The 22,145-nt window shown below is 43.3% G+C and carries 16 protein-coding genes; 11 read left to right on the forward strand and 5 right to left on the reverse strand.

All coding sequences use genetic code 11. The features are described from left to right. The first annotated feature begins 160 nt into the window (after positions 1 to 160). Together guaA and FIV01_RS03190 are read left to right on the forward strand one after the other, a co-directional pair. On the forward strand, positions 161 to 1,714 hold the full coding sequence (gene guaA / locus FIV01_RS03185; RefSeq protein WP_152429694.1) for a glutamine-hydrolyzing GMP synthase: 1,554 nt from the start codon (positions 161 to 163) through the stop codon (positions 1,712 to 1,714). Positions 1,715 to 1,960: 246 nt separating this feature from the next. Continuing rightward, positions 1,961 to 3,562, forward strand: coding sequence for a chitinase (locus FIV01_RS03190; RefSeq protein WP_152429695.1), 1,602 nt, complete (start codon positions 1,961 to 1,963; stop codon positions 3,560 to 3,562). 80 nt (positions 3,563 to 3,642) lie between these two features. Here the strand turns inward: FIV01_RS03190 and FIV01_RS03195 are convergent, their stop codons facing one another. Together FIV01_RS03195 and FIV01_RS03200 are read right to left on the reverse strand one after the other, a co-directional pair. Beyond that, positions 3,643 to 5,181 carry an alanine/glycine:cation symporter family protein gene (locus FIV01_RS03195; protein WP_152429696.1) on the reverse strand — a complete coding sequence of 513 codons (1,539 nt, stop codon included), beginning with the start codon at positions 5,179 to 5,181 and terminating at the stop codon, positions 3,643 to 3,645. A gap of 358 nt (positions 5,182 to 5,539) precedes the next feature. Then, complete coding sequence (locus FIV01_RS03200) at positions 5,540 to 6,817, reverse strand: D-amino acid dehydrogenase (protein ID WP_152429697.1); 1,278 nt, start codon at positions 6,815 to 6,817, stop codon at positions 5,540 to 5,542. Between the two features lie 106 nt (positions 6,818 to 6,923). Here FIV01_RS03200 and FIV01_RS03205 point away from each other — a divergent pair, with 106 nt between their 5' ends. The 3 genes from FIV01_RS03205 (at position 6,924) to FIV01_RS03215 (ending at position 10,198) form a co-directional block, all read left to right on the forward strand. Further along, a complete protein-coding gene (locus tag FIV01_RS03205; RefSeq protein ID WP_152429698.1) occupies positions 6,924 to 7,820 on the forward strand; it encodes a LysR substrate-binding domain-containing protein in 897 nt (298 codons plus the stop codon). A gap of 93 nt (positions 7,821 to 7,913) precedes the next feature. After that, positions 7,914 to 8,891: an ion channel gene (locus tag FIV01_RS03210; protein WP_152429699.1), complete on the forward strand. Its 978-nt coding sequence runs from the start codon at positions 7,914 to 7,916 to the stop codon at positions 8,889 to 8,891. 332 nt (positions 8,892 to 9,223) lie between these two features. After that, positions 9,224 to 10,198 (forward strand): chemotaxis protein CheV, encoded by a 975-nt coding sequence (locus FIV01_RS03215; protein WP_152429700.1) that lies wholly within the window; start codon positions 9,224 to 9,226, stop codon positions 10,196 to 10,198. Here the strand turns inward: FIV01_RS03215 and FIV01_RS03220 are convergent. After that, a complete protein-coding gene (locus tag FIV01_RS03220) occupies positions 10,185 to 10,946 on the reverse strand; it encodes a 1-acylglycerol-3-phosphate O-acyltransferase (protein WP_152429701.1) in 762 nt (253 codons plus the stop codon). The two genes, FIV01_RS03215 and FIV01_RS03220, sit on opposite strands and share 14 nt — an antisense overlap. Before the next feature lie 436 nt (positions 10,947 to 11,382). Between FIV01_RS03220 and FIV01_RS03225 the strand changes: the two genes are divergently transcribed. The 4 genes from FIV01_RS03225 to FIV01_RS03240 all read left to right on the forward strand — a co-directional run bounded on the left by FIV01_RS03225 (position 11,383) and on the right by FIV01_RS03240 (position 15,922). Further along, entirely contained in the window at positions 11,383 to 13,764 is a 2,382-nt protein-coding gene (locus FIV01_RS03225) for a S8 family serine peptidase (RefSeq protein ID WP_152429702.1), read from the forward strand. Positions 13,765 to 13,773: 9 nt separating this feature from the next. After that, positions 13,774 to 14,115 carry an ATPase gene (locus FIV01_RS03230; protein WP_152429703.1) on the forward strand — a complete coding sequence of 114 codons (342 nt, stop codon included), beginning with the start codon at positions 13,774 to 13,776 and terminating at the stop codon, positions 14,113 to 14,115. 218 nt (positions 14,116 to 14,333) lie between these two features. After that, complete coding sequence (locus tag FIV01_RS03235; RefSeq protein WP_152429704.1) at positions 14,334 to 14,663, forward strand: helix-turn-helix domain-containing protein; 330 nt, start codon at positions 14,334 to 14,336, stop codon at positions 14,661 to 14,663. Continuing rightward, entirely contained in the window at positions 14,660 to 15,922 is a 1,263-nt protein-coding gene (locus FIV01_RS03240) for a type II toxin-antitoxin system HipA family toxin (RefSeq protein WP_152429705.1), read from the forward strand. Before FIV01_RS03235 ends, FIV01_RS03240 begins: the two co-directional genes overlap by 4 nt. A gap of 220 nt (positions 15,923 to 16,142) precedes the next feature. Here FIV01_RS03240 and FIV01_RS03245 read toward each other — a convergent pair whose 3' ends face one another. Continuing rightward, the gene (locus tag FIV01_RS03245) at positions 16,143 to 16,625 is read right to left on the reverse strand and encodes a helix-turn-helix transcriptional regulator (protein ID WP_152429706.1); all 483 of its coding nucleotides are present in this window, start codon (positions 16,623 to 16,625) and stop codon (positions 16,143 to 16,145) included. Then, positions 16,610 to 17,971: a type II toxin-antitoxin system HipA family toxin gene (locus FIV01_RS03250; RefSeq protein ID WP_172971806.1), complete on the reverse strand. Its 1,362-nt coding sequence runs from the start codon at positions 17,969 to 17,971 to the stop codon at positions 16,610 to 16,612. The genes FIV01_RS03245 and FIV01_RS03250 overlap by 16 nt, the downstream gene beginning before the upstream one ends. Before the next feature lie 419 nt (positions 17,972 to 18,390). Here FIV01_RS03250 and FIV01_RS03255 point away from each other — a divergent pair, with 419 nt between their 5' ends. Together FIV01_RS03255 and FIV01_RS03260 are read left to right on the forward strand one after the other, a co-directional pair. Continuing rightward, the gene (locus FIV01_RS03255) at positions 18,391 to 20,724 is read left to right on the forward strand and encodes a type I restriction-modification system subunit M (RefSeq protein WP_152429708.1); all 2,334 of its coding nucleotides are present in this window, start codon (positions 18,391 to 18,393) and stop codon (positions 20,722 to 20,724) included. Then, the gene (locus FIV01_RS03260; RefSeq protein ID WP_152429709.1) at positions 20,724 to 22,133 is read left to right on the forward strand and encodes a restriction endonuclease subunit S; all 1,410 of its coding nucleotides are present in this window, start codon (positions 20,724 to 20,726) and stop codon (positions 22,131 to 22,133) included. Before FIV01_RS03255 ends, FIV01_RS03260 begins: the two co-directional genes overlap by 1 nt. The last annotated feature ends 12 nt before the right edge of the window (positions 22,134 to 22,145 follow it).

The following is a 22,145-nucleotide window of genomic DNA, read 5'->3' on the forward strand; positions in this document are numbered from 1 at the left end:
AAAGTCGTGGTGGTGAGAGCAACCACGATTGCTTTTCAAATCTTCAAGTTGCCAAAACACAAGTAACACAACCTAAAATGTTAGCCCTAGCTTAACGAATCAATTAAGAGGCGAGTATGCTCGCCTCAGTTTTAATATAAAGCTTATAAGACTGTTCAAAATGACTAAAAATATCCATGACCAACGAATTCTGATCTTGGACTTCGGTTCCCAGTACACCCAACTTGTTGCTCGCCGCGTTCGTGAAATAGGCGTTTATTGTGAGCTGTGGAGCTGGGATGTTGATGAAGACGATATTCGTGAATTTAACCCAGATGGTATTATTCTTTCTGGTGGCCCAGAGAGCGTGACTGAAGACAACTCACCACGAGCACCTCAATATGTGTTTGATTCGGGTGTGCCTGTGCTTGGCGTTTGTTATGGGATGCAAACCATGGCCGAGCAGTTGGGCGGTAAGGTTGCTACATCTGATGAACGTGAATTTGGTTATGCTGCTGTAGAAGTTTCTGAAGAGTCCTCAATCTTTAAAGATCTTGAAGCAACTCAAGATGTTTGGATGAGCCATGGCGATAAAGTGGTCGAAATCCCAGAAGGCTTTGTTAAGGTAGGTGAGACTGAAACCTGTCCTTACGCTGCAATGGCCAATGAAGAGAAAAAATACTTTGGTGTTCAATTTCACCCAGAAGTAACCCACACCAAAAATGGCCTACAAATGCTGGAAAACTTTGTGCTTGGCGTTTGTGGTTGTGAGCGTCTTTGGACTTCAGAATCGATCATTGAAGATGCCGTTGCCCGCATTAAAGAGCAAGTAGGCAGTGACGAGGTTATTCTTGGTTTGTCTGGTGGCGTTGATTCTTCTGTTGTTGCTATGCTTGTTCACCGTGCCATCGGCGATAAGTTAACCTGTGTATTTGTTGATAATGGCTTACTGCGATTGAATGAAGGCCAACAAGTCATGGACATGTTTGGCGATAAGTTCGGCCTTAACATCATAAAAGTGGATGCAGAAGAGCGCTTTATGTCCGCACTTGAGGGTAAAGCAGATCCTGAAGATAAGCGCAAGACTATAGGTCATGTGTTTGTTGATGTCTTTGATGAGGAATCAAAGAAGCTTAAGAATGCGAAATGGTTAGCGCAAGGTACTATCTATCCGGATGTGATTGAATCTGCTGCGTCTAAGACAGGTAAAGCGCATGTAATTAAATCACACCACAATGTAGGTGGTTTACCCGACGATATGGAAATGGGGCTTGTCGAGCCACTTCGCGAGCTATTTAAAGATGAAGTACGTAAGATAGGTTTAGAACTTGGCCTCCCATATGACATGCTTTATCGTCATCCTTTCCCAGGCCCTGGCCTTGGCGTTCGAGTACTGGGTGAAGTGAAAAAAGAATACTGCGATTTGCTTCGTCGAGCCGATGCTATTTTCATTGAAGAGCTTCACGCAGCAGATTTGTATCATAAGGTTTCTCAAGCCTTTACCGTATTTCTACCTGTTCGCTCTGTCGGTGTAATGGGCGATGGCCGTAAGTACGACTGGGTTGTGTCACTACGAGCGGTAGAAACTATCGACTTTATGACCGCGCATTGGGCCCACTTGCCATACGATTTCTTGGGTAAAGTCTCTAATCGCATTATCAACGAAATTGATGGGATCTCTCGCGTGGTTTACGATATCTCGGGCAAACCACCAGCGACGATTGAGTGGGAATAACGCCAGATAATTTGTTTTTCAAAGCCAGCTTTATGCTGGCTTTCTTGTCTTTGAGCTAATTTTACTCATCTCATTAGCACTAGAGTGTTTTTGAAGCCATATTGCATTTTTTATGGCCTCAGCTCTTTTTTGCTCTTTATAACTCCAAAGCCACTCGCAACTTAAAGCTTGCTTAATGCTAGTGCAATGAATATTTGTTTGGCCTTCTCTAATCTTTTCTTGCCGTCAATGACAAGGAAAAGTGTGATGAGAAACGCAAGTTATTTAGCTGCAACCTTATGTATCTTCGCCATCTCTCCAAGCTGGGCTGTAATGAATATTCAGCCTGATCCCCTTAATCCAACGGGATACGTTATTAAACGTTCTGATATTGAAAAAGTAGAGCAAGCCAAAGCTTCCAGTCCAATGTACCAAGTTTGGTCCCAAGCGCTCAGGACAGCGCCTAATTCGATTGTTGAAGCTATCAGTCCAGGATTAAATAGTAACCCGAGTAACGTTAAGCGTGCAGAACGAGTCTTTCCTATACAGGAATGGGATTTTCTCACTCACATGGCAGCACCTGAATACAGCTATACCCGCTTTTTGCGAGCAATAGGAAAGTTTCCGGCATTTTGTGGTCAATATGCGGATAATCGGGACGCAGATGCGATTTGTAAGCGCTCTATCATCACGGCATTTGCTCATTTTGCTCAGGAAACAGGAGGACATATTGCCAAAGATAACACCTCGGATAACCCACTTGGTTTAGAAGAGTGGCAGCAAGCCTTAGTTCATGTGCGAGAGATGGGATGGTCTGAAGGTGATACTGGCTACACCACAGGGTGCGGCGAGAATAATTGGCAGAATAAAAAATGGCCGTGTGGTGTGGGGCAAGGGTATTTTGGGCGAGGAGCCAAGCAACTATCTTATCACTTTAACTATGGTGCCTTTTCTGAGGTGATGTTTGATGGTGATGCGACAGTGTTACTTAACAACCCCGGCTTAGTCGCAGATTCATGGCTTAACCTGGCTTCCGCTATCTGGTTTTTCCTCACTCCTCAAGCGCCCAAACCTGCCATGTTGCATGTGATTGATGGAACTTGGCAGCCATCTCAGCGAGAGCTGGATGCGGGTATAGGTTATGGTTTTGGCACCACAATCAATATTATTAATGGAGGAATAGAGTGCGGTGCGCAGAATAAAAATAAAGGTCAGCCAGTTAATCGAATAAAGTACTGGAGAGGCCTATCTTCTCACTATCAGATCCCTCTTAGCCCAAATGAAAAAGATACATGCTGGCAGCAAATCCCCTACGGCAGCCTTAATCTTGATGGAGCAGAGGATGTGCTTTACACCAATTGGGATGGTAATTGGAAATACTACCCTGATCGCCCTGAAGGTTATTCCTTTGAATGTGACTTAGTGGGATTTCAAACTGCGTATTCAGCACTTGTCGATGGGGATTATGAAAAGTGTGTGACTAACTTCTATCAGTCTCATACTCAGTGGCCTGAAGTTCGTATTGTTGACCAGCTCGACGACCCCGATCCAAACAAAGGAAATGAATGGAACGCCAATAAGGAATATATGGCAGGTGAAGAGGTCACTTACAAGCAAATTACCTATAAAGCAAAATGGTGGACAAAAGGAGATAGGCCAGATTTAGGTGGGCCTTGGCAAAGGTTATCAGATGGTCCCACAAATCCTAGCCCAGGTGAATTCATACCGTGGCAAGAAGGCGTTACCCAAGTGAACAATGGTGATAAGGTAACTCATCAGGGAAAATGCTTTATTGCCAAAAATGGACCTGGAGTTTGGGACACGCCTCTTGGCTCAAATTGGTTTTGGGATGAAATTCAATGCCCTTAGTTTAATTCAGGAAATATAAAGGGGTTAGCGTATTGCTAACCCCTTTTTTTAACCACTGCTTTTTATCTTAAATAATATTGTTAGGTCGAGGGTTGCTCTACTGACTTAGACTCGACCTCTGATGCAGGTTCTTTACCTGTCTTACGACGGTATTTATCTTCCCAATAATCAGCACCTTTAATGCCAAGCTTGACTGGGTTGAATGTGTATTCGGTGACACCTTGCTTCTGCTGTTCTTCATAATCATGCAACGCTTTCAACGCTGGTTTGGCCATAAAGAAAATGATCAAGATACCGACGATGTTCAGCCATGCCATTAGGCCAACACCTACATCACCCATTGCCCATGCTAAGTTGGCTGTCTTTACTGTACCGTAGAACACAACGGCTATCATCGCCACTTTCAGAATGAACATCAATCCATTAAGTTTGATGTGGCGACGGATATAGGCCACATTTGTTTCTGCGATGTAGTAATAAGCAAGAATAGTTGTGAAGGCGAAGAAGAACAGAGCAACAGCAATAAACGGCTTTCCTATACCTGGAAGCGCACTTTCAATCGCCATTTGTGTGAACATTGGGCCATTGGCTGCGATGTCGGCTGCCACGTTTTGTACTAAGAATCCTTCAGCGCCATGCACATTATACGCACCTGTTATGATGATCATAAATGCAGTTGCCGAACACACAAGCAGAGTGTCGATATAGATAGAGAATGATTGTACTAAGCCTTGCTGAGCAGGGTGATCAACGCTTGCTGCTGCCGCTGCGTGAGGCCCTGTTCCTTGGCCGGCTTCATTAGAATATACCCCACGCTTTACACCCCAACCGATGGCAGCGCCTACACCAGCCATTGGAGTAAAGGCATCGCCAATGATCATTGCAAAGACAGTAGGGACCTGTTCAATGTTGAGTAAGATAATCACAAACGCTGTGATGATGTACGCGAGTGCCATGAAAGGAACAACGATTTGGGTAAAGTTAGCAATTCGCTTCACGCCGCCGAAGATGACGAATGCAAGAATGACGGAGATGACGGTACCAGTGAAAACCTTAGCAAAACTAAAGGTGCCTATTGCTGTTTCAACCATGCCTCCTGAGCCAAACGCGCCTTCAACGGCATTGCCGATACTGTTTGATTGCACACCAGGTAGTAGAAAACCACAAGCGAATATAGTAGCGATTGCGAAAACCCATGCGTACCATTTTTGACCCATGGCTTTTTCTATATAGTAGGCAGGACCACCGCGAAACTCGCCGTTATCTTCTTCTTTATAGATTTGAGCTAGGGTTGATTCAGCATAAGCCGTAGCAGCGCCAAAAAACGCAACAACCCACATCCAAAAAACTGCACCAGGTCCGCCAAAGCCAATAGCTGCGGCAACACCTGCGATATTCCCGGTACCCACTCTTCCCGATAATGAAACCGCAAGCGCTTGGAAAGATGAAATTCCTTTAGATGAGCTTTTTCCTGAAAGAAGTAATCGCCACATCTCGCTAAAATGGCGAATTTGGACAAATCGCGTCATGATTGAGTAGAACAACCCTGCTCCCAAGCACAGATAAATCAATGCGGGGCTCCAGATAATTCCATTCAGAAAATCAACTAATGACTGCATAAGTATTTTCCCTGTTTTATTATGATTGGTGGTTTGCACTCTGGATATTAACCTTATTGTAATTTTATTGTTAAATTTTTTGTGTTCTAAAGTTGGTTTGCGTGAACTCAGACACAAAACATGACGCAAACGTTAAACCGTATAGTGTTAGGAAGTTGAGGGAAACAAAGGATATATTTTATATGATCCATATTGCTTTCTTTGGTGTCTGTTAGTTACTAATTATTGATTTTGTGCCGTTTTTAAACAGAATTTAATCTTAAAACCAGTCAAATACTTCGTGGCTAAGTCGCTTTAAATCATTGGCAATGATGTTGTTATGCTTTTTGAAAACATTTTATTAGCACTTCGGTGTTGATTAAATGTGGGAATATTCATTTATATCAGTTGTATATCGATGCAAGCTTAGCTGTTCGTGCTGTTTTATCGATGGCTGAGTAATGATCTGGGTAAGTATGTCGGCAGAGCCGCAAGCCATTGTCCAGCCCAAGGTGCCATGACCTGTGTTGGTGTAAAGGTTTTTCACTGGGGTTCTTCCTATAATAGGTGTGCCGTCTGGTGTCATAGGTCGAAGACCTGTCCAATATTCAGCTTTTGAGAGTTCCGTGCCATGAGGAAACAAGTTAGAGACAACATGGTTTAATGTTGATAGTCGTTTATTGGGAAGGGAAGAGTCAAAGCCAGCAAGTTCAGCCGTACCCGCGACACGTATGCGGTTATTAAACCGAGTGACCGCTACTTTGTGGCTTTCGTCCATAATGGTTGAGTTAGGTGCATGAGCTTCATTTATGATGGGCAAAGTGAGTGAATAGCCCTTTACGGGGTAGATGGGAAGATCTATGCCAATTTGTTTTAAAAAATGCTTTGAGTAACTGCCTAGCGCAACGACAAATTTGTCCGCGGTGAATCGGCCTTGGGAGGTTTCGATATTATCGATTTGTTGTCCCTTCAGATTTAGCTTATGGATTTCTGTATCAAATATAAAACTCACACCCGCTTTTTGAGCCAGTGCTTGAAGCTGTTGGCAAAATAAATGGCAGTCACCTGTTTGATCGTCAGGAAGATATAATCCTCCAGCCAGTTTTCCCTGCATGTGAGTGAGACCAGGTTCTTGTTTCAGACATTCTGCACTGTTTAATAACTGATAACGTGTGCCGCTTTCGTCCAGTAACAAAGTATCTTTTTCTACCGCCTTGAGCTGTTTTTCTGAGCGGAATATTTGTAGGGTACCTTTACTTCTCCCTTGGTAGTTTATTTGATACTTTTTGTTTAACTTTTCTAAACATTCTCTGCTATGAAGTGAGATTTTGAGCATGCGCGATTTATTGATGCGATATCGATCTAAGTTACATTGGGATAGCATCTTGGTTGACCACTTGAATAAATCTGGATCAAGGCTGGGTTTTATTTTCAAAGGCGCGTGTTTTTCCATCAGCCATTTTAATGCCTTAAGTGGTATACCAGGTGCGGCCCAAGGAGAGGAGTAACCGTAAGAAATTTGCCCTGCATTGGCAAAGCTGGTTTCCTGCGCTGATCGAGATTGTCTATCTATCACAGTCACATCACATCCTGATTGCTGCAAATACCACGCGCTGGTTAGGCCTATCACACCACTACCTAGAACAATGACTTTCACCGTGATTTCCTCCTTTTTATCAACCTTATCTTACTCTGAATGATTTACATTTGGTTAACAATCGAGAAGAATTAACATTACCTTATAAAAAAACTAAAACCTAAATATGAAGTCATCTTTATTGAGTGGTGTTCACCTTGTAAGTATTCTTGCCCCGCATCAAAGCTTATCGAGTGCTGCAAGCAATTTAAACATCACGACTGGTGCTGTGAGTCAGCAGTTGCAATTGGCTGAGGAACGACTCGGTTTTGAAGTGTTTGAACGTCATGCCCGAGGTATACGTTTAACTGATCTTGGGCGTAAGCTTTTAGATTCAGTTAACCCACATTTGACTGCCATTGAAGAAGCGATTGAGAAATTAAGCAAAGAGGCAAGTCGCAAACCCATCCGGCTTAAACTTACGCCTTCTCTCGCCTATAAGTGGCTAGTACCACGTCTGGATGACTTTCAAAAATCCCACCCAAATATCCAGGTGCAAGTATTTGCCGAAGGGGCGTTGGTCAATAGTAGTAGCCGTGATTTTGATATCGCAATTGATTATGGGCCAATACCCTACAAGCTCGGTGATGCAGAGCTATTGATGCAAGAATGCCTTATTCCTGTGATGAGTCCAGATTACTTCAATAAGGTATGCAAAACTCAGAATACAGGTCCCCAATTGGTGTGGGAGAGTGTTACTTTGCTCCACGATGCTATGCCTTGGCAAGGGGCACAGAAGGATCAAGAATGGCGATATTGGGCCCAAAAGCATCAACTTGAGCTGGACGTAAGTCAGGGCCATTTCTTTAACAGAACCGATATGGCCATGGCGGCTGCCGAGGCTGGTGTTGGAGTTGCTCTTGCTCGTAAAGCTCTGTTAAATGATGAAATTAAGCAGAAAAGACTGGTTGCTCCCTTACCCGCCATTGGTGCTAATGCAGGGTACTTTATTATTACTCACTGTGAAGCATCAGAGACGCAACTTTTTAAAAGTTGGCTGAAACAACAAGTGGTTATGGAATAGTGGACAAATATCATTTGCCAGAGCCTAACTCATCACTACAATTAATATTATCAATAAGCGTGCATTTACTGAGGTGCTTACAGGGCAGTTTATATGGAATCGACTCAAGGCCAATGCAGCTATCAAAATCCTGATGGCTGGTGCTGCGATCAACCGTGTGGAGAGTCCGGTCTATGTTACTGGCATGATCCAAAAGTCGATAAGAGCAAAGATGACATTAAAGACAAGGTTGAAAAGTGGGCTGCAGAAGGTAAACCTTTAGACGGATTTCAGTTGGCAAGAACAAACTTAGTAGATATTAATTTGGTAAATCGAGGTAACAAAGATGGCTATTCGTGCCGTGACGTAGATTTTTATCGTGCAGACTTAACAGACGCTCACTTTTTTGGTCTCGATTTACGGGGCTCATCTTTGATGAAAACCAAAATGGTAGGAGCGAACTTACACTGCGCTAAATTAGATAATTGCAATTTACTGGGAGCTGACCTAGAAAGAGCTAAGCTAGAAAATGTCAATTGGGGCCGTTTCATAAAGCAAGAAGAGCAAGTAAGAGAGGCGCGCAAGGCTCGCCAATACGATAAAGTTGGGCCCTTGTATCAAGAAGCGGAAGAAGTGTGTCGTAACATTCGGAAACAATGTGAAACACAGGGGCTATTTGAGATTGCTGGCGACTTCTTTAAGCGCGAAATGCGATTTAGACGCTACCAGATGCCAAGATTAAGTGCTAAGCGTGTGGTATCCAAGACCGTTGACTTGTTTTGTGGTTATGGGGAAGACCCGATGAGGGTGGTCGGATTTTCTATCTTTTTGATTTTAGTTTGCGCCTTAGCCTACTTTTTCCTCGATACAACAAGTGCACACCCGATATATGAAGAGCTAAGCGGTTGGCAATTCTATTTTTTTGAGTTCCTAAACTCGATATATTTTAGTGTGGTGACTTTCACAACACTTGGCTACGGAGATATTTCACCAGTGGGTTTTGCGAGGTTTATCGCGGCTTTTGAAGCCTTTCTTGGCAGCTTTACTATGGCATTATTTGTGGTGGTATTTGTTAAGAAAATGACGCGCTGATTTTCATTTTATTTGATGAGTTAGGCATCAGATGCACAGGTTTGCATTTTTAACTTGCTAATTAAAAAGCAGATTTATGTCACTGGTGAAAGTTTTTCAAGCGCGGCTTATACTTTGAGAAGAAACGAATATATCTTCATAGTGTGAGCGAGGCAGGAGCTTGCGACGATATTGATGGAATATTCTAGTATTTATAGTGATAGATGAGATAGTTTACTTCTACTTCACTTATTTGCGGGGTAAATGGTGGAGTAGCACAATGAAGGTAGTTACGTGGGCTTGAGATGACCCAACGTACATGTAATTGATACCGAGAATGAGTAAAACCCATTATGAGCACTTCAAGCAGTACAATTCTTACAGAAAGTGGCACAAATGAACTCGAGATCATTGAGTTTCATTTGGAAAAACAGATGCCAGATGGCTCGAAAAAAACCTGTTATTACGGCATTAACGTGGCCAAAGTGCGCGAAGTTATTCAAGTTCCCGAGACATCGGATTATCCTAATGCTCAGCCGCACATGATAGGGGTATTTTCATCCCGAGATATACTCACTCCTCTGGTCGATTTAGCAGGCTGGCTCGGTGTGCCAACCAGTAAAGAAATTGACAAGAAGTTTGTGATTGTTACTGACTTTAACCGTATGACCAATGGATTTCTAATCGACAGCATCAGTCGCATCCACAGGATCTCTTGGAACGATGTTGAATCGCCCAGTCAGTTCTTAGAAGCCGGCGAGCAGGATTGTGTTGTTGCCGTAGTACGTAAAGATCAAAACCTCATCATGATCCTCGATTTTGAAAAGATTATCGCTGACATCAACCCAGAACTGAGTATGGAAAAATACGATGTTACTGCGGATAAGAGTGTTGATCTTAACCAAAAAATGATCACCAAACGTAATGCGAAAACCATTATGGTAGTGGACGATTCTGCTTTCATTCGAAATCTCATTCTAGAAACATTGAGCTCAGCAGGTTACAACACCATTGCTTGTAAAGATGGTGGTGAAGCGCACGACAAGCTAACAGAACTTGCTGAAATTGCAAAAAAAGAAGATGTCCCCGTCAGTGAACTCGTCGACGCGGTAGTCAGTGATGTGGAAATGCCGCGTATGGATGGCATGCACTTAGTGAAGAGATTACGTGACTCGGATGTTTACAAAGAAATGCCGATTGTAATGTTCTCGTCATTAATGAGTGATGATAACCGAGAAAAAGCGTTGGCTTTGGGTGCTAATGACACCCTAACCAAACCTGAAATTGGCCGTATGGTGGCCCTGATGGATCAGTTTATTTTAAAGTAACGGCTTTATCGCTACGCGACTTTTCTGCTTCGAGCTGGGCAACTTCTTTGTCCAGCTCGTTTATTTTGGCTGACATTAACTGGTGGCAATGCAGTGCGAGCTTGCGAGCATCTTCCAATTTGTAATTGGACACATCAATTGGTTCTAGCATCTCGGCAATCACAATGCCGTTGTTTCTTCGGTTAAGGTTAATCTTATTGTGTGTTGTGCTGACACACATTGGTGTAATAGGCACGCCAGCTTCAATGGCCATTCTGAAAGCGCCTGTTTTAAACGGCAATAAACCTCGGCCTTTACTACGAGTTCCTTCTGGGTAGACCCAAACCGATAAATCTCTTTGATGGATAGCCTCAGCGACTTGTTTTATGGTATCTCTCGCTTGAGACTTGTTCTCTCTATTGATAAGGATGTTTCCAGTTATCCAATACAGCTGGCCAAAGAAAGGCAGCCAAAGCAGATCTTTTTTACCAAGAGAGACGGTTCTTGGCCTTAACATTCCAGGATCTGTAACAAAATCATAGATACTTTGATGATTGGAGATATACACGCTTTTCTCTGGTGTTGGCGCATTCTCGAGCCCTCTATGAATGAGCTTTACGCCAACAATTCTTTGTAGCTGATTAAACCAGCGACAGAAAAAATACACATGCTTTGGATTTCTTGGGCTAAACAAGCAATAGACAAAGGCAAATAGTGTCGTAAAGACAATAAATACAGCAGCCAATATCAGGCGAATAATAGCAAGCAAATGACTTTCCTCATCGAATATAAACGCTGCACACTTAAAGTATCTATCGGGCAGCTATCACTTAGGCTCTATTTAACCACATTAGGGTATTTCTAAGCGAGTTTGTTTTAAACATGGCCTTTGTAAGGCAAAAGTAGAGCTGTGATTTGGTTTGTTTTTGAGAAACCTAGTGACTCATTTATGGAATAAAAGCTCGACTTATTGTTGCCATTATCCACTTTTTGTTGATTTATGTCTCACTTTTTTGATGTTAAATGGTTTGATGTTAACTAATTCAGTTGTTTTATAGATTACCTAGCGTTTTATGGCTCTCAAATTTTATAAAGTATTGGTTGTTTTGTGAGCGTCCTATATAGCTAGGAATCTCCTGATATGTTCATAAACGGACTATTCAAGAGACTAAAACAATAAAAATAGCTCAAAAGGATCAGAGCATATGCACAACATGATAAACATAAACAAAGGAATGTGTTTCCTTTCATCAATGACGGTGGCAATGGCAGGCTTCACATTTAATGCAGCAGCAGAAGTGGCGGAGCTTAACGAGGCTAGTCTTCCAACAAAATACATCGTTAAGTTTAAAGAAAATCATCCCTCACCGATGCGAATGGCGTTTTCTCCCCGCACTGCTACTCAGTCTAATCAAGCGGTACTTGAGCAAGCCAGTGCGCGAGAAATTGAAACCTTGATTGGCGCTTCGATGTTTAGTGTGGAAATGGATCAACAGCAAGTTGCTAAGTTAGAAAAGCATAAGCAAGTGGATTATGTTGAGGTCGACCCACCTCGTTACTTGCTCAGTGAAACCATACCTTGGGGATACACCGCGGTTAATGCGCAGGTGTTGAGCGATGAGAATGCTGGTAATCGAACCATATGCATTATCGATTCTGGCTACGATATGACGCATCACGATCTTAGTGGCAACCGAGTCAGCGGCACCGATGATAGCGGTACAGGATCTTGGAAATCCCCGGGGACAGGTAATGCGCATGGAACTCACGTCGCTGGCATCATTGCCGCAATGGCAAATGGTGAGGGAGTGAAAGGCATACTTCCCAACCAAAATGTGAATCTTCATATTGTTAAAGTCTTTAATGAGTCTGGTTGGGGCTATTCATCAAGCTTTGTGAAAGCGGTTCAAACCTGCGCTGACAATGGCGCCAATGTCGTGAACATGAGTTTAGGAGGCAGTATTGCCAGCCGAACCGAGCGTGATGTTCTGCAATCTCTGTATGATGATGGCGTACTCTTGATTGCAGCATCTGGCAATGGCGGCAATACCGCTCACAGCTACCCAGCATCTTACGATTCTGTGATGTCGATTGCGGCAGTGGACAATCAAAATCATCATGCGGCATTTTCACAAGCCACCGACCAAGTCGATATCGCGGCGCCAGGCGTTGCTATCTTATCGACAGTTACCATGGGTGAGGGCGTGCTTGCCGATATTCGTTCGAGTGATGGTCACTATTTTGAGCGAGGCGTTGTACCTCATAACCGTAAGATACATAGAGTTCCAGCCAATCCGCTTGACCCATACAGACCCGATCCTATTGAAGGCAGTGTCACCGCGCCTCTTGCACTGTGTGATGTGTCCTCTGGCAGCTACGATTGTGGTGATATGTCTGACAAAATATGTCTTACCGAGCGTATTGTTAACCAAACTCCTGAGGTAAGGCCTGAGGTTGAGCCAGTGAAAGCTTGTTATCAGTCAGGCTCCAAAGCGGCGATTGTGTTTAGTAATAAAGCGCTTTCTGGACTGCAAAATCCCTTTTTACTCGACGATGATGATGAGTATCGTATGGTGTCAGTGACTGTCGATCGCCAACTTGGGTTAGAGCTGGCAGAAAAAGTGGGTGAGAATGTGACGCTCAAGGTTACTACAGGTGAGGATTACCAATACTACAATGGCACCTCTATGGCGGCGCCTCATGTTTCGGGTATCGCAGGCTTGGTATGGAGCTATCACCCGCAATGTACTGCTCAGCAAGTGCGACGAGCGCTTACGGTCACAGCGACCGATCTTGAAGCCCAAGGCCGAGACAACCAAACTGGCTATGGGTTAGTGAACGCACAAGCCGCTAAGGAGTATTTGGATATAGGTTGTAACGGCCCTGATGCTGGCGATAAAGTGCTGGTTAATGGTGTGGCTAAGCAGGAATTATTTGGTGAGAGTAAATCCAGCGAAATATACACCTTTGACGTTCCAGAGAATGCAACAGAGGTAACTTTTGAGCTTAGTGGTGGCACGGGCGATGTTGATATGTATGTGCGTCGTAGCGGTATACCGACAAAAAGCAGTAATGATTGTAAATCAATTGAAGAGGGCAATAGCGAGGCTTGCTCTTTAGATGTGAAAGAAGCTGGTACATACCAAGTACTGATATACGGCTACAAATCGTATCAAGGGGTGACTTTGCTCGCTACTCATAATGGGCAAGACTCGACCGACACAGCGCCCACATATTATAGCAATGAAGAGGTCATGGATATTCCGGATCAAAGTGAAGCGGGCGTTAGCAGTGAGATTGATGTCGAGCGCGTGGGCGATGCGGGTTTAGTGTCTATCGAGGTTGATATCAGCCATGGTTATATTGGTGATTTACAGCTCACGTTAGAGTCTCCCTCTGGTCAAGAAGTTGTGTTACACAGTAAAACCGGAGGCGCTCTTGAAGCAATTAAAGAGACGTATCAAAAAGACTTTACTGGCTCAGATTCACAAGGGACTTGGAAGCTAAAAGCGGTCGATAATTCTTCTTGGCATACCGGGAAGATTAACCGCTGGGCCCTATCTTTTGAGGCTTTTCCTGCTAAATAAGGAGAGAATATGAGAAATAGGATGGTCACAATACGCACCATAGGTTGTGTTCTCATCTCGCTCTGTCTGCCAGTGGTGACACTGGCAGCAGGCCAAGAGCCAATGTCTAAAGACAGCCAATTGACAAAGATAGAAAGCGAGCCGTCGAGATTTTACGTCAAATATCACCAAGGAAAGCAGCAGCCAGTTCGAGAGCTTTTGCAAACCAAACAGTTAGACATCCTCGATTCTCTCGATGATCTTCAAGTGTTAGTGGTAGCAGGCACCGAAGATAAGCTCAAACAGCTCGAAGCCAATGATTTGATCGATTATATCGAGCCAGAACCGATTCGGCAGCTGTATTCGCAGTAGGTTTGGAGTGGCCGAGTTTCCCTCAATAGACTGAGTTTTTAGTCTTGCCTTTTAAATTTGCCTCTAAATTACAACTTAGGAGTTGTTATTTGTTTCAAATACAACTTTGGGGTTGTATATTTTACATTGTACAACTTAAAAGTTGTTTATTGGTATATTTACAACTAATATGTTGTTTATAGAGGTTGATACAACTAACAAGTTGTTTGAGGTGTATAATGAAGGAAATTGATAAAATTGCGGGGTTGATCGCTGAGCAACGTAAAAGGCTAGGCATAGAGCAAAAAGATATGTATATGCGAATTGGCATGAAGCAGCAACAGTATCAACGTATTGAGGCGGGCAGTGACGTAAAATTATCGACTTTGCTCAGAGTGCTGGAAGGGCTGGATTTAGAACTTGTCATTGCGCCTAAAAGAGCGGAGATAATGTCTGTTCCAACCCAGAGTAAAGTCATTAGGCAAAGTCAACTTGGCATAAGTGAAACGAATCTTGAAGATGACTCAGATGATCTTGATTTTTGGTTTGGCTCTGAAGGTAAATCATGAGCAAGCAAATCGAGAAAGTTGAAGGCTTAAACATCCAGTTACACGGAGTCGATATTGCTGTTATTGCGCACTATGCTGGTGGCAAAAATATACTGACCTTCAATCCTGAATTTGTTGCTATGCCAACAAATAAACGGCCAGTTTTTACTTTGAGGCAACTGCGAGATCCAAACTATTTAAGTAAACCCCAGATTCGGACTGAAAAGATTTCACCTGTCTTATCTAACCTGTTGCCAGAAGGCGTATTGAGGGAACTGACAGCCAAAGCGCTCCAGTGCCACGTAAACAATGAATTTTCTATCCTTGCCTACTTGGGTGCCAACTTGCCAGGCGCACTCATTGCTCAGCCGATAAAAGCTGGTAATGTGCCTGATTGGGCGCTAGAGCATCGTTTATCAACTGAGCCTCAGCAAATCAATGTTAAACATGCAGATACCAAGTTTTCGCTGGCAGGAGTGCAGATGAAATTCTCCTCGTCACATCTAGATGGCCGATATCATATTGATCAGGAAATCTCTGAGGACATGTGGATTATTAAAACTCCATCCACCGTCCATAAAGGTGTGCCTGTCAATGAATATACCTGCATGAAGCTTGCGGAAGTCGCGGGAGCGGAGATTCCAGAAATTCGATTAATCGAACTTAAGGCGCTAGTAGGGCTACCTAAAATTAAATTACCGGATGAGCAATATGCCTATGGCATCAAGCGATTCGACCGTAATGACAAGGGGCGTATCCATACTGAAGATTTTGCACAGGTTTTCGAACTGTATCCTTCGGACAAATACCAAAAAGTAAATTATGAACAATTAGCTAACGTACTCTATCAATCAAGCTCTGAACGCCTAAGAGATATTCAGCAAATGGCAAGAAGACTACTGATAAACATCTTGCTTGGAAACGGTGATGCACACCTTAAAAACTGGACTTTGATATATCCTGATGCCCTCTCGCCGCGTTTGTCACCTCTTTATGACGTACTATTCACCTCTGCATATATAGAAAATGACAGCCTTGCGCTCAATATGGTAGGAACCAAGCAATGGTCTGAAGTCTCCATGAGGCACTTTGAAGTGTGGGCAGAGAAAGCCTCAGCACCATGGGTGGCAATTAAACCTCACTTAATCGATGTGATCGAAATAGCGAGAAAAAATTGGCCTGACTTATTGCAACAACTTCCGATGGAAGCTGAGCACAAATCAGCACTTAGGCAGCATTGGCAACAATTAAGCAGCGATTTTCAGCTTTTAAAAGGGTAATGTGTCACTGCTCTTTGTGTAACAAATAAGATGCAAACAAAGTACTTAAGTAAACCCATTTAGTGTTAGTGGAATGCTGATGAGGGATAGTAGCAGCCAAGGAGTTAGGTATAGCTAGGGCTATTCAACTGAACCCGCGTCCATGTATTACTAAATCATTTAAAAATGCTAGCTTGTTATAGCAATTTAATCTAAAGCAATAGCGCTGATACTGAGTATTTTACCAATCCTCACCATCCATTAATAGCGACTTTAACGTATTGGGAGAAGAGGGGAGCAGTCCGACTTTTAAGCCAAATGGTTTGAATACCTTGTTGAGAATCTCTGTATTGTAGCTGCCCCGATCATTCTCTATATCTGAGAGTGTTTTTCTTGAGACATCGACAAGTCTTGCGAACACATCCTGTTTGAGTCCCAGTATATTAATGCGTAAACTTTTCAGCGCTTGGCCTTGCGTTAGTTCTCCAAGCAATAAGTGTTTGATGATTTTGTTTGCCTCGGTTTTGCGTTCTGCTGCACTTACTGCCTTGGCGTTTTTTGAGGCTTTCGATCTAGTCGGAGCATAAAGTTGCGATCGTTCTTTGGTCGAATGAATTGCATTCGTCCCAGTCTTGGGCTGATGTTGATTTCGGTTTGCTCTTAGACGAGCCACCGTATCTTGTACGGACTCTTTATTGTTTGGCTTATTCATAGTAGCCCCCATTTAGTGAGCTTTTCTGATATATGATTAAGTCCAGTGGCAGGCATCTCCAAGATTTGTTCTGGTACTCCTCGTAACGCTAGTCTCTGCTTTAAGTCGATGCATTTACTTGCCGTTACTTTTAGCTCTTGTAATAACACTTCCTTTGGCACGAGATCAGATAAGGTGTCCGTAATTTTGACGAAGTCGTAAGTTCCGCCAACCTCTAGTGGGGCCTTCCATTTTGTTGTTCTTGGAATGCCTTCAGGATCAGCTTTCATTGGTGCGAAATCGTAAATGGGAGCAAGCTTTATGACTCCATCACCTTTTAAGAATGACGTGTTTCTGCCGTGGTTATCACTATTACCAAATAAGATGTTGAGTAGATCTCTTTTCACCCATTCAATGACGAAAGCTTGGGTATCAAACCTATACCCTTGGTGTTTAACCATATTGCTTTCAGTAATTTTTTCTATGAGAGTTCGGATTGTTGTTTCGTGATCAAGAGTGACCCCTGCGCCTTTGTTCAAAATGGAATACACAGATTCCATGCCAACTCTCTCTATTTGTTGCTCAATAACTTGAACATCAAATCGAGGAAGCCATAAAGAAGGGTAGTTTAACCCTTCTTCCAAGCGCATACCGTCGGTGGAGATCGTTTCAACGCCCATTTCAGTTAGCTCGTGGTAGAAGTAGAACTCAGCTCTTAGAATATTACAGTCGATGGTGCTTCTTGAGCCTCTAGGGTACTTTACTAAGTAATGTAAGTCGTGGTTGCTATTGTCATCTTGGTACGGATCAATCCATATTTTTTCGCTGCTAGAGCTATGATCGAAACCACATCGGAGGATCAGTTTGGGCGCTTCACCTCCAGCCCCAGTTGCACCACCTGCGGCTGCTCCTCTTTGCTGTGCATAGTCGAGAAAATCACCTGCTCGATTTTTAACATCATCAACAGAGAAATAGAGGTTGTCTGCGACTTCGTAGCGCTCAGGAAGAGAGTCTTTTATTCTTAAGTTACCAATAGGCGACATTGTGCCAAATTTGAGTAAAACATAGTCTTGTTCATCTGAACTAAGGTCTTCAATATCTAGGTGCTTGACCCAGTAGCGTCTGCTAGCGCCGCTAGGCATAATATCGTCTAGAAACGTTAGCCATCCAGGTTTACCCATATCATCAAAAAAGAACGAGATAGGATAGTTTAGTGAAACAGCGTGGAAGTCATCTTTATCGTGATGTTCTAGCGCATAGTCGCTGAGGTAGTTGAGTTCAGTCACTCGGAAATTATGTTGGCGACTTTTAGGAAATGAGATGATACCAATATCTATCCATTCACCTTTGATAAAAGCTTGTACGGTTAGTTCTTCCATCGACAACACCTCTACTTATCAATGCGTAAAATTTTACTCGTAAATTGTTTTTTTTTCAAATAATGAGTAATTATTTGCTCATTTTTGGTTGAGTAGATACTTTATGCGTAAATAATTACTCATAGGCTGTAAGCCAAATTTGTTGATGAACAGAATGGATGGAAATCGCGAGAAAAAACTGGCCTGACTTATTGCAACAACTTCCGATGGAAGCTGAGCATAAATCAGCACTTAGGCAGCATTGGCAACAACTAAGCAGCGATTTTAAGCTTGTAAAAGGGTAATGTGTCACTGCTCTTTGTGTAACAAATAAGATGCAAACAAAGTGCTTAAGTAAAGACATTTAGTGCTGAACTCACAGACGACGAAACTGATTTTTTGTATACTAGCGCCAATTATATAGTAGTGCGCTAGGTTTTATGACTAATAACAACTTCTCCCAAACCGCCGCCTTTATCTGGTCGGTGGCTGATTTGCTTCGTGGTGACTTCAAACAATCTCAATACGGTCGGGTTATCCTGCCCTTTACACTGCTTCGTCGTCTTGAATGTGTGCTTAAGCCAAGCAAAGATGCCGTAGTTGCCGAACATGAGCGCATTAAAGCGGCGAATCTGCCAGAAGACGTGCAGGAAAAGTTCTTACTGCGTGCAACAAAATTACCAGAGCAACCTGATGGTTTGTCTTTCTTCAATACCTCGCCAATGAACCTTGGCAAGATGGGGCAGAGTAATATCAAAGCAAACCTTCGTCACTATGTGCAGTCTTTTTCTCGTGATGCGCGTGAAATTTTTGAACACTTCAACTTTGATGAATTTGTTGGTTTGCTGGAAGATGCCAACTTGCTTTATAAAGTGGTGAACAAGTTCGCTACCACAGATCTTAGCCCAAACCGCATTTCTAATCACGATATGGGCTTGGTGTTTGAAGAGCTGATCCGCCGATTTGCAGAAAGCTCAAATGAAACCGCAGGTGAACACTTTACTCCGCGTGACATCGTGCGTTTAACCACCTCTTTGGTGTTTATGGAAGACGATGAAGCTCTAACCAAAGAGGGTATTATTCGAACCATCTATGACCCAACAGCAGGTACAGGCGGCTTCCTTTCTTCTGGTATGGAATACGTACATGAACTCAACCCGAAAGCGGTAATGCGTGCGTTTGGTCAGGAGCTAAACCCAGAGTCCTATGCTATCTGTAAGGCAGATATGCTGATCAAAGGGCAAGATGTTAGCCGTATCAAGTTAGGTAACACCCTATCGAATGACCAACTTCCTACCGATAAATTTGACTACATGCTGTCTAACCCGCCCTTTGGTGTCGATTGGAAAAAGATCGAAAAAGAGATCAAGAAAGAGTTCGAAGACGGCTTTGATGGACGCTTTGGCGCAGGCTTGCCGCGTGTTTCTGATGGCTCGCTGCTGTTTTTGATGCACCTTATCAGCAAGATGCGTGACAAGAAAAATGTCGATAACCAAGTAGTCGATGGTGGTCGTATCGGCATCATCCTTAATGGTTCACCGCTGTTTACAGGTGGCGCAGGTAGCGGTGAAAGTGAAATTCGTCGCTATATCTTAGAAGCTGATCTGCTTGAAGCCATTGTCGCGCTGCCAACCGACATGTTCTACAACACAGGCATTGCGACCTATGTTTGGGTACTGAGCAATAAAAAAGACCCTGCACGTAAAGGCAAGGTGCAATTGATTAATGGCGCTAACTTAAGTACGAAAATGCGTAAGTCATTAGGCTCTAAGCGTCACTATTTAACTGATGAAGAAATTCGCACTATTACCAAAAACTTTGGTGACTTTGAAGAAATCGACACCTTGACCAAAGATGGTGTGACGGACAACCAAAAACACTTTGCCAGCAAGATATTTGATACTTATCAGTTTGGCTACCGTCGTTTGACTATTGAGCGCCCGCTGCGTCTGTCAGCACAAATCACCGATGAAGCGGTGGAATCACTACGATTTGCACCTAAGCCATTTAATGCAGTAATGCAGGCGTTATACGAGCAGTTTGGCTCGGAGTGGACGGAAGACACGTACGGCTCACTAACTGATTTGGAAAAAGAAGTTCGTGTCTTGATCAAAGCCGACTTCCCAGAGCTAAAAGAAAAGCAAATCAAAGACGTGCTGGACAGCAAACTGTGGCTAAGCCAAAAAGCCCTGATGGATGATGCCAAAGTCCTGCAAGTTGCTGTTGATGAAAATGCTGGTGGACAGGCTCTTGGTGGTAAGTATCAGCAATCTGACGATTTTAACCAGTTTGAACTGACTCTGAAAGGTGCGTTTAAGGCCACTGGTATCAAGTTTGATGTCAAGCAGAAGAAGCAATTTATTGATGCGGTTACATGGAAGAACCAAGACGCCGAACCTGTGATCAAAAAAGTGCTTAAAGAAGACGCACAGCCACTATACGGTGCTTTTGACTATAAAGGAAAGGTTGTTGAGTTTCAGCAGGATGGCGACCTGCGTGATAACGAGAACGTGCCGCTAGATCCAAGCGTTAGCACTTCAACGTTGATCGAAAGCTACTTTAAGCGCGAAGTACAGCCACACGTTGCCGATGCGTGGATTAACGCAGATAAGCGCGATGACAAAGACAATGAGATTGGTGTAGTGGGTTATGAAATCCCATTTAACCGTCACTTCTATGTCTACCAACCACCACGCACACTGGAAGCCATTGACGCTGATTTGGATGCTGTGAGTGCCGATATTATGAAGCTACTGCAAGAGGTGCATTCGTAATGGGCAAGTATAAGGCATATCCTGAGTACAAATTGTCAGGAAGTCGACAGGTTGACTCGATTCCAGTCAGTTGGAATACAAAACAGATAAAGCACCTTGGAATACTAAAAGGGGGAGCTGGGTTTCCTCATGAAGAACAAGGCATTATTGATGCTGAGTTGAGCTTCCATAAAGTAAATTCGCTAGGAAAAGCGGATCGAACAGGCAATTTAAAACGCGGTGATAATTCTATCTCTGCTGCAACGGCTAAGCGCTTGGGAGCATTCGTTTTCCCACCATCTTCGATCGTGTTTGCCAAAGTTGGGGCGGCCTTATTACTAAGCAGGATCCGCTCCCTGACAGAAGCTTCCTGTATTGACAATAACATGATGGGGTTGATCGTTAATGAGAAATATGACGCCAAGTTCTTAAAGTATGCAATGCATGAGATTAAATTTGACTACATTGTAAATCCGGGGGCAATACCGTCTTTAAATGAATTCCAAATGGGGAATTTGAAATTACCTATACCACCCCAAAGACAAGAACAAACCCAAATCGCTAACTTCCTCGATCACGAAACCGCCAAGATTGATACCTTGATCGAAAAGCAGCAGCAACTGATTAAGCTGCTGAAAGAAAAACGCCAAGCGTTGATCAGCCATGCGGTGACTAAAGGTCTAAACCCACAAGCACCAATGAAAGATTCAGGTGTGGAGTGGTTAGGGGAAGTGCCAGAGCATTGGGGTGTGCTGCGTCTAAAGCATTTAATTGAATCATTAGAATCAGGAGTTAGTGTAAACGCTGCTGATATTCCTGCTCGCACTAAAGAAGTTGGTGTTTTAAAAACTAGTTGTGTATATACGCGTACATTTAGGGCTGAAGAAAACAAGACAGTTGTGCCAGAAGACCTACAACGCGTGAAGTGTCCTGTTAGGAAAGGAGCGATTATTATTAGCCGAATGAATACACCTGAACTTGTTGGAGCTAGTGCACTCGTCAACGAAGATGTTTCAAATGTCTACTTGCCTGATCGATTGTGGCAAACAAACTTTAATCAAGAGGTTGATTTGGATTCTGAATACTTAGCTCATTTTATGACTGTCGAGGGTTTTCGGGTTCAGATTTCTCTCGCAGCAGAGGGGGCGAGTAGCAGTATGCAGAATATTGCAAAAGAGGACTATTTAAGTATCAACTGCCTTCTTCCACCATTGAGCGAACAACAGCAGATAGTTCAATACATTAGGCAGCGAATAGAGTATTTCTCAAAGTTGGATAGCAATGCCAATGATGCAGTTAATCTTTTAAAAGAACGCCGCACCGCACTAATCTCAGCCGCAGTCACAGGCAAAATCGATGTTCGGCACTTTACCTTGAAAGACGGGCAAGCACCAATATCTCAACATCAGGCAATGGAACAGACCGCCTAAACCTATTGCCAC

The sequence above is a fragment of the Vibrio aquimaris genome, from assembly GCF_009363415.1.
GTDB classification, from domain to species: Bacteria; Pseudomonadota; Gammaproteobacteria; order Enterobacterales; family Vibrionaceae; genus Vibrio; species Vibrio aquimaris.

Excerpts from the sequence above, each read along its gene's own strand:
- FIV01_RS03190 (WP_152429695.1), top strand. The coding sequence starts at position 1,961 with ATGAGAAACGCAAGTTATTTAGCTGCAACCTTATGTATCTTCGCCATC.
- FIV01_RS03250 (WP_172971806.1), bottom strand. The coding sequence starts at position 17,971 with ATGGAAGAACTAACCGTACAAGCTTTTATCAAAGGTGAATGGATAGAT.
- FIV01_RS03225 (WP_152429702.1), top strand. The coding sequence starts at position 11,383 with ATGCACAACATGATAAACATAAACAAAGGAATGTGTTTCCTTTCATCA.
- FIV01_RS03195 (WP_152429696.1), bottom strand. The coding sequence starts at position 5,181 with ATGCAGTCATTAGTTGATTTTCTGAATGGAATTATCTGGAGCCCCGCA.
- FIV01_RS03260 (WP_152429709.1), top strand. The coding sequence starts at position 20,724 with ATGGGCAAGTATAAGGCATATCCTGAGTACAAATTGTCAGGAAGTCGA.
- guaA (WP_152429694.1), top strand. The coding sequence starts at position 161 with ATGACTAAAAATATCCATGACCAACGAATTCTGATCTTGGACTTCGGT.
- FIV01_RS03240 (WP_152429705.1), top strand. The coding sequence starts at position 14,660 with ATGAGCAAGCAAATCGAGAAAGTTGAAGGCTTAAACATCCAGTTACAC.
- FIV01_RS03230 (WP_152429703.1), top strand. The coding sequence starts at position 13,774 with ATGAGAAATAGGATGGTCACAATACGCACCATAGGTTGTGTTCTCATC.
- FIV01_RS03215 (WP_152429700.1), top strand. The coding sequence starts at position 9,224 with ATGAGCACTTCAAGCAGTACAATTCTTACAGAAAGTGGCACAAATGAA.
- FIV01_RS03235 (WP_152429704.1), top strand. The coding sequence starts at position 14,334 with ATGAAGGAAATTGATAAAATTGCGGGGTTGATCGCTGAGCAACGTAAA.
- FIV01_RS03210 (WP_152429699.1), top strand. The coding sequence starts at position 7,914 with ATGGAATCGACTCAAGGCCAATGCAGCTATCAAAATCCTGATGGCTGG.
- FIV01_RS03255 (WP_152429708.1), top strand. The coding sequence starts at position 18,391 with ATGACTAATAACAACTTCTCCCAAACCGCCGCCTTTATCTGGTCGGTG.
- FIV01_RS03205 (WP_152429698.1), top strand. The coding sequence starts at position 6,924 with ATGAAGTCATCTTTATTGAGTGGTGTTCACCTTGTAAGTATTCTTGCC.
- FIV01_RS03245 (WP_152429706.1), bottom strand. The coding sequence starts at position 16,625 with ATGGGGGCTACTATGAATAAGCCAAACAATAAAGAGTCCGTACAAGAT.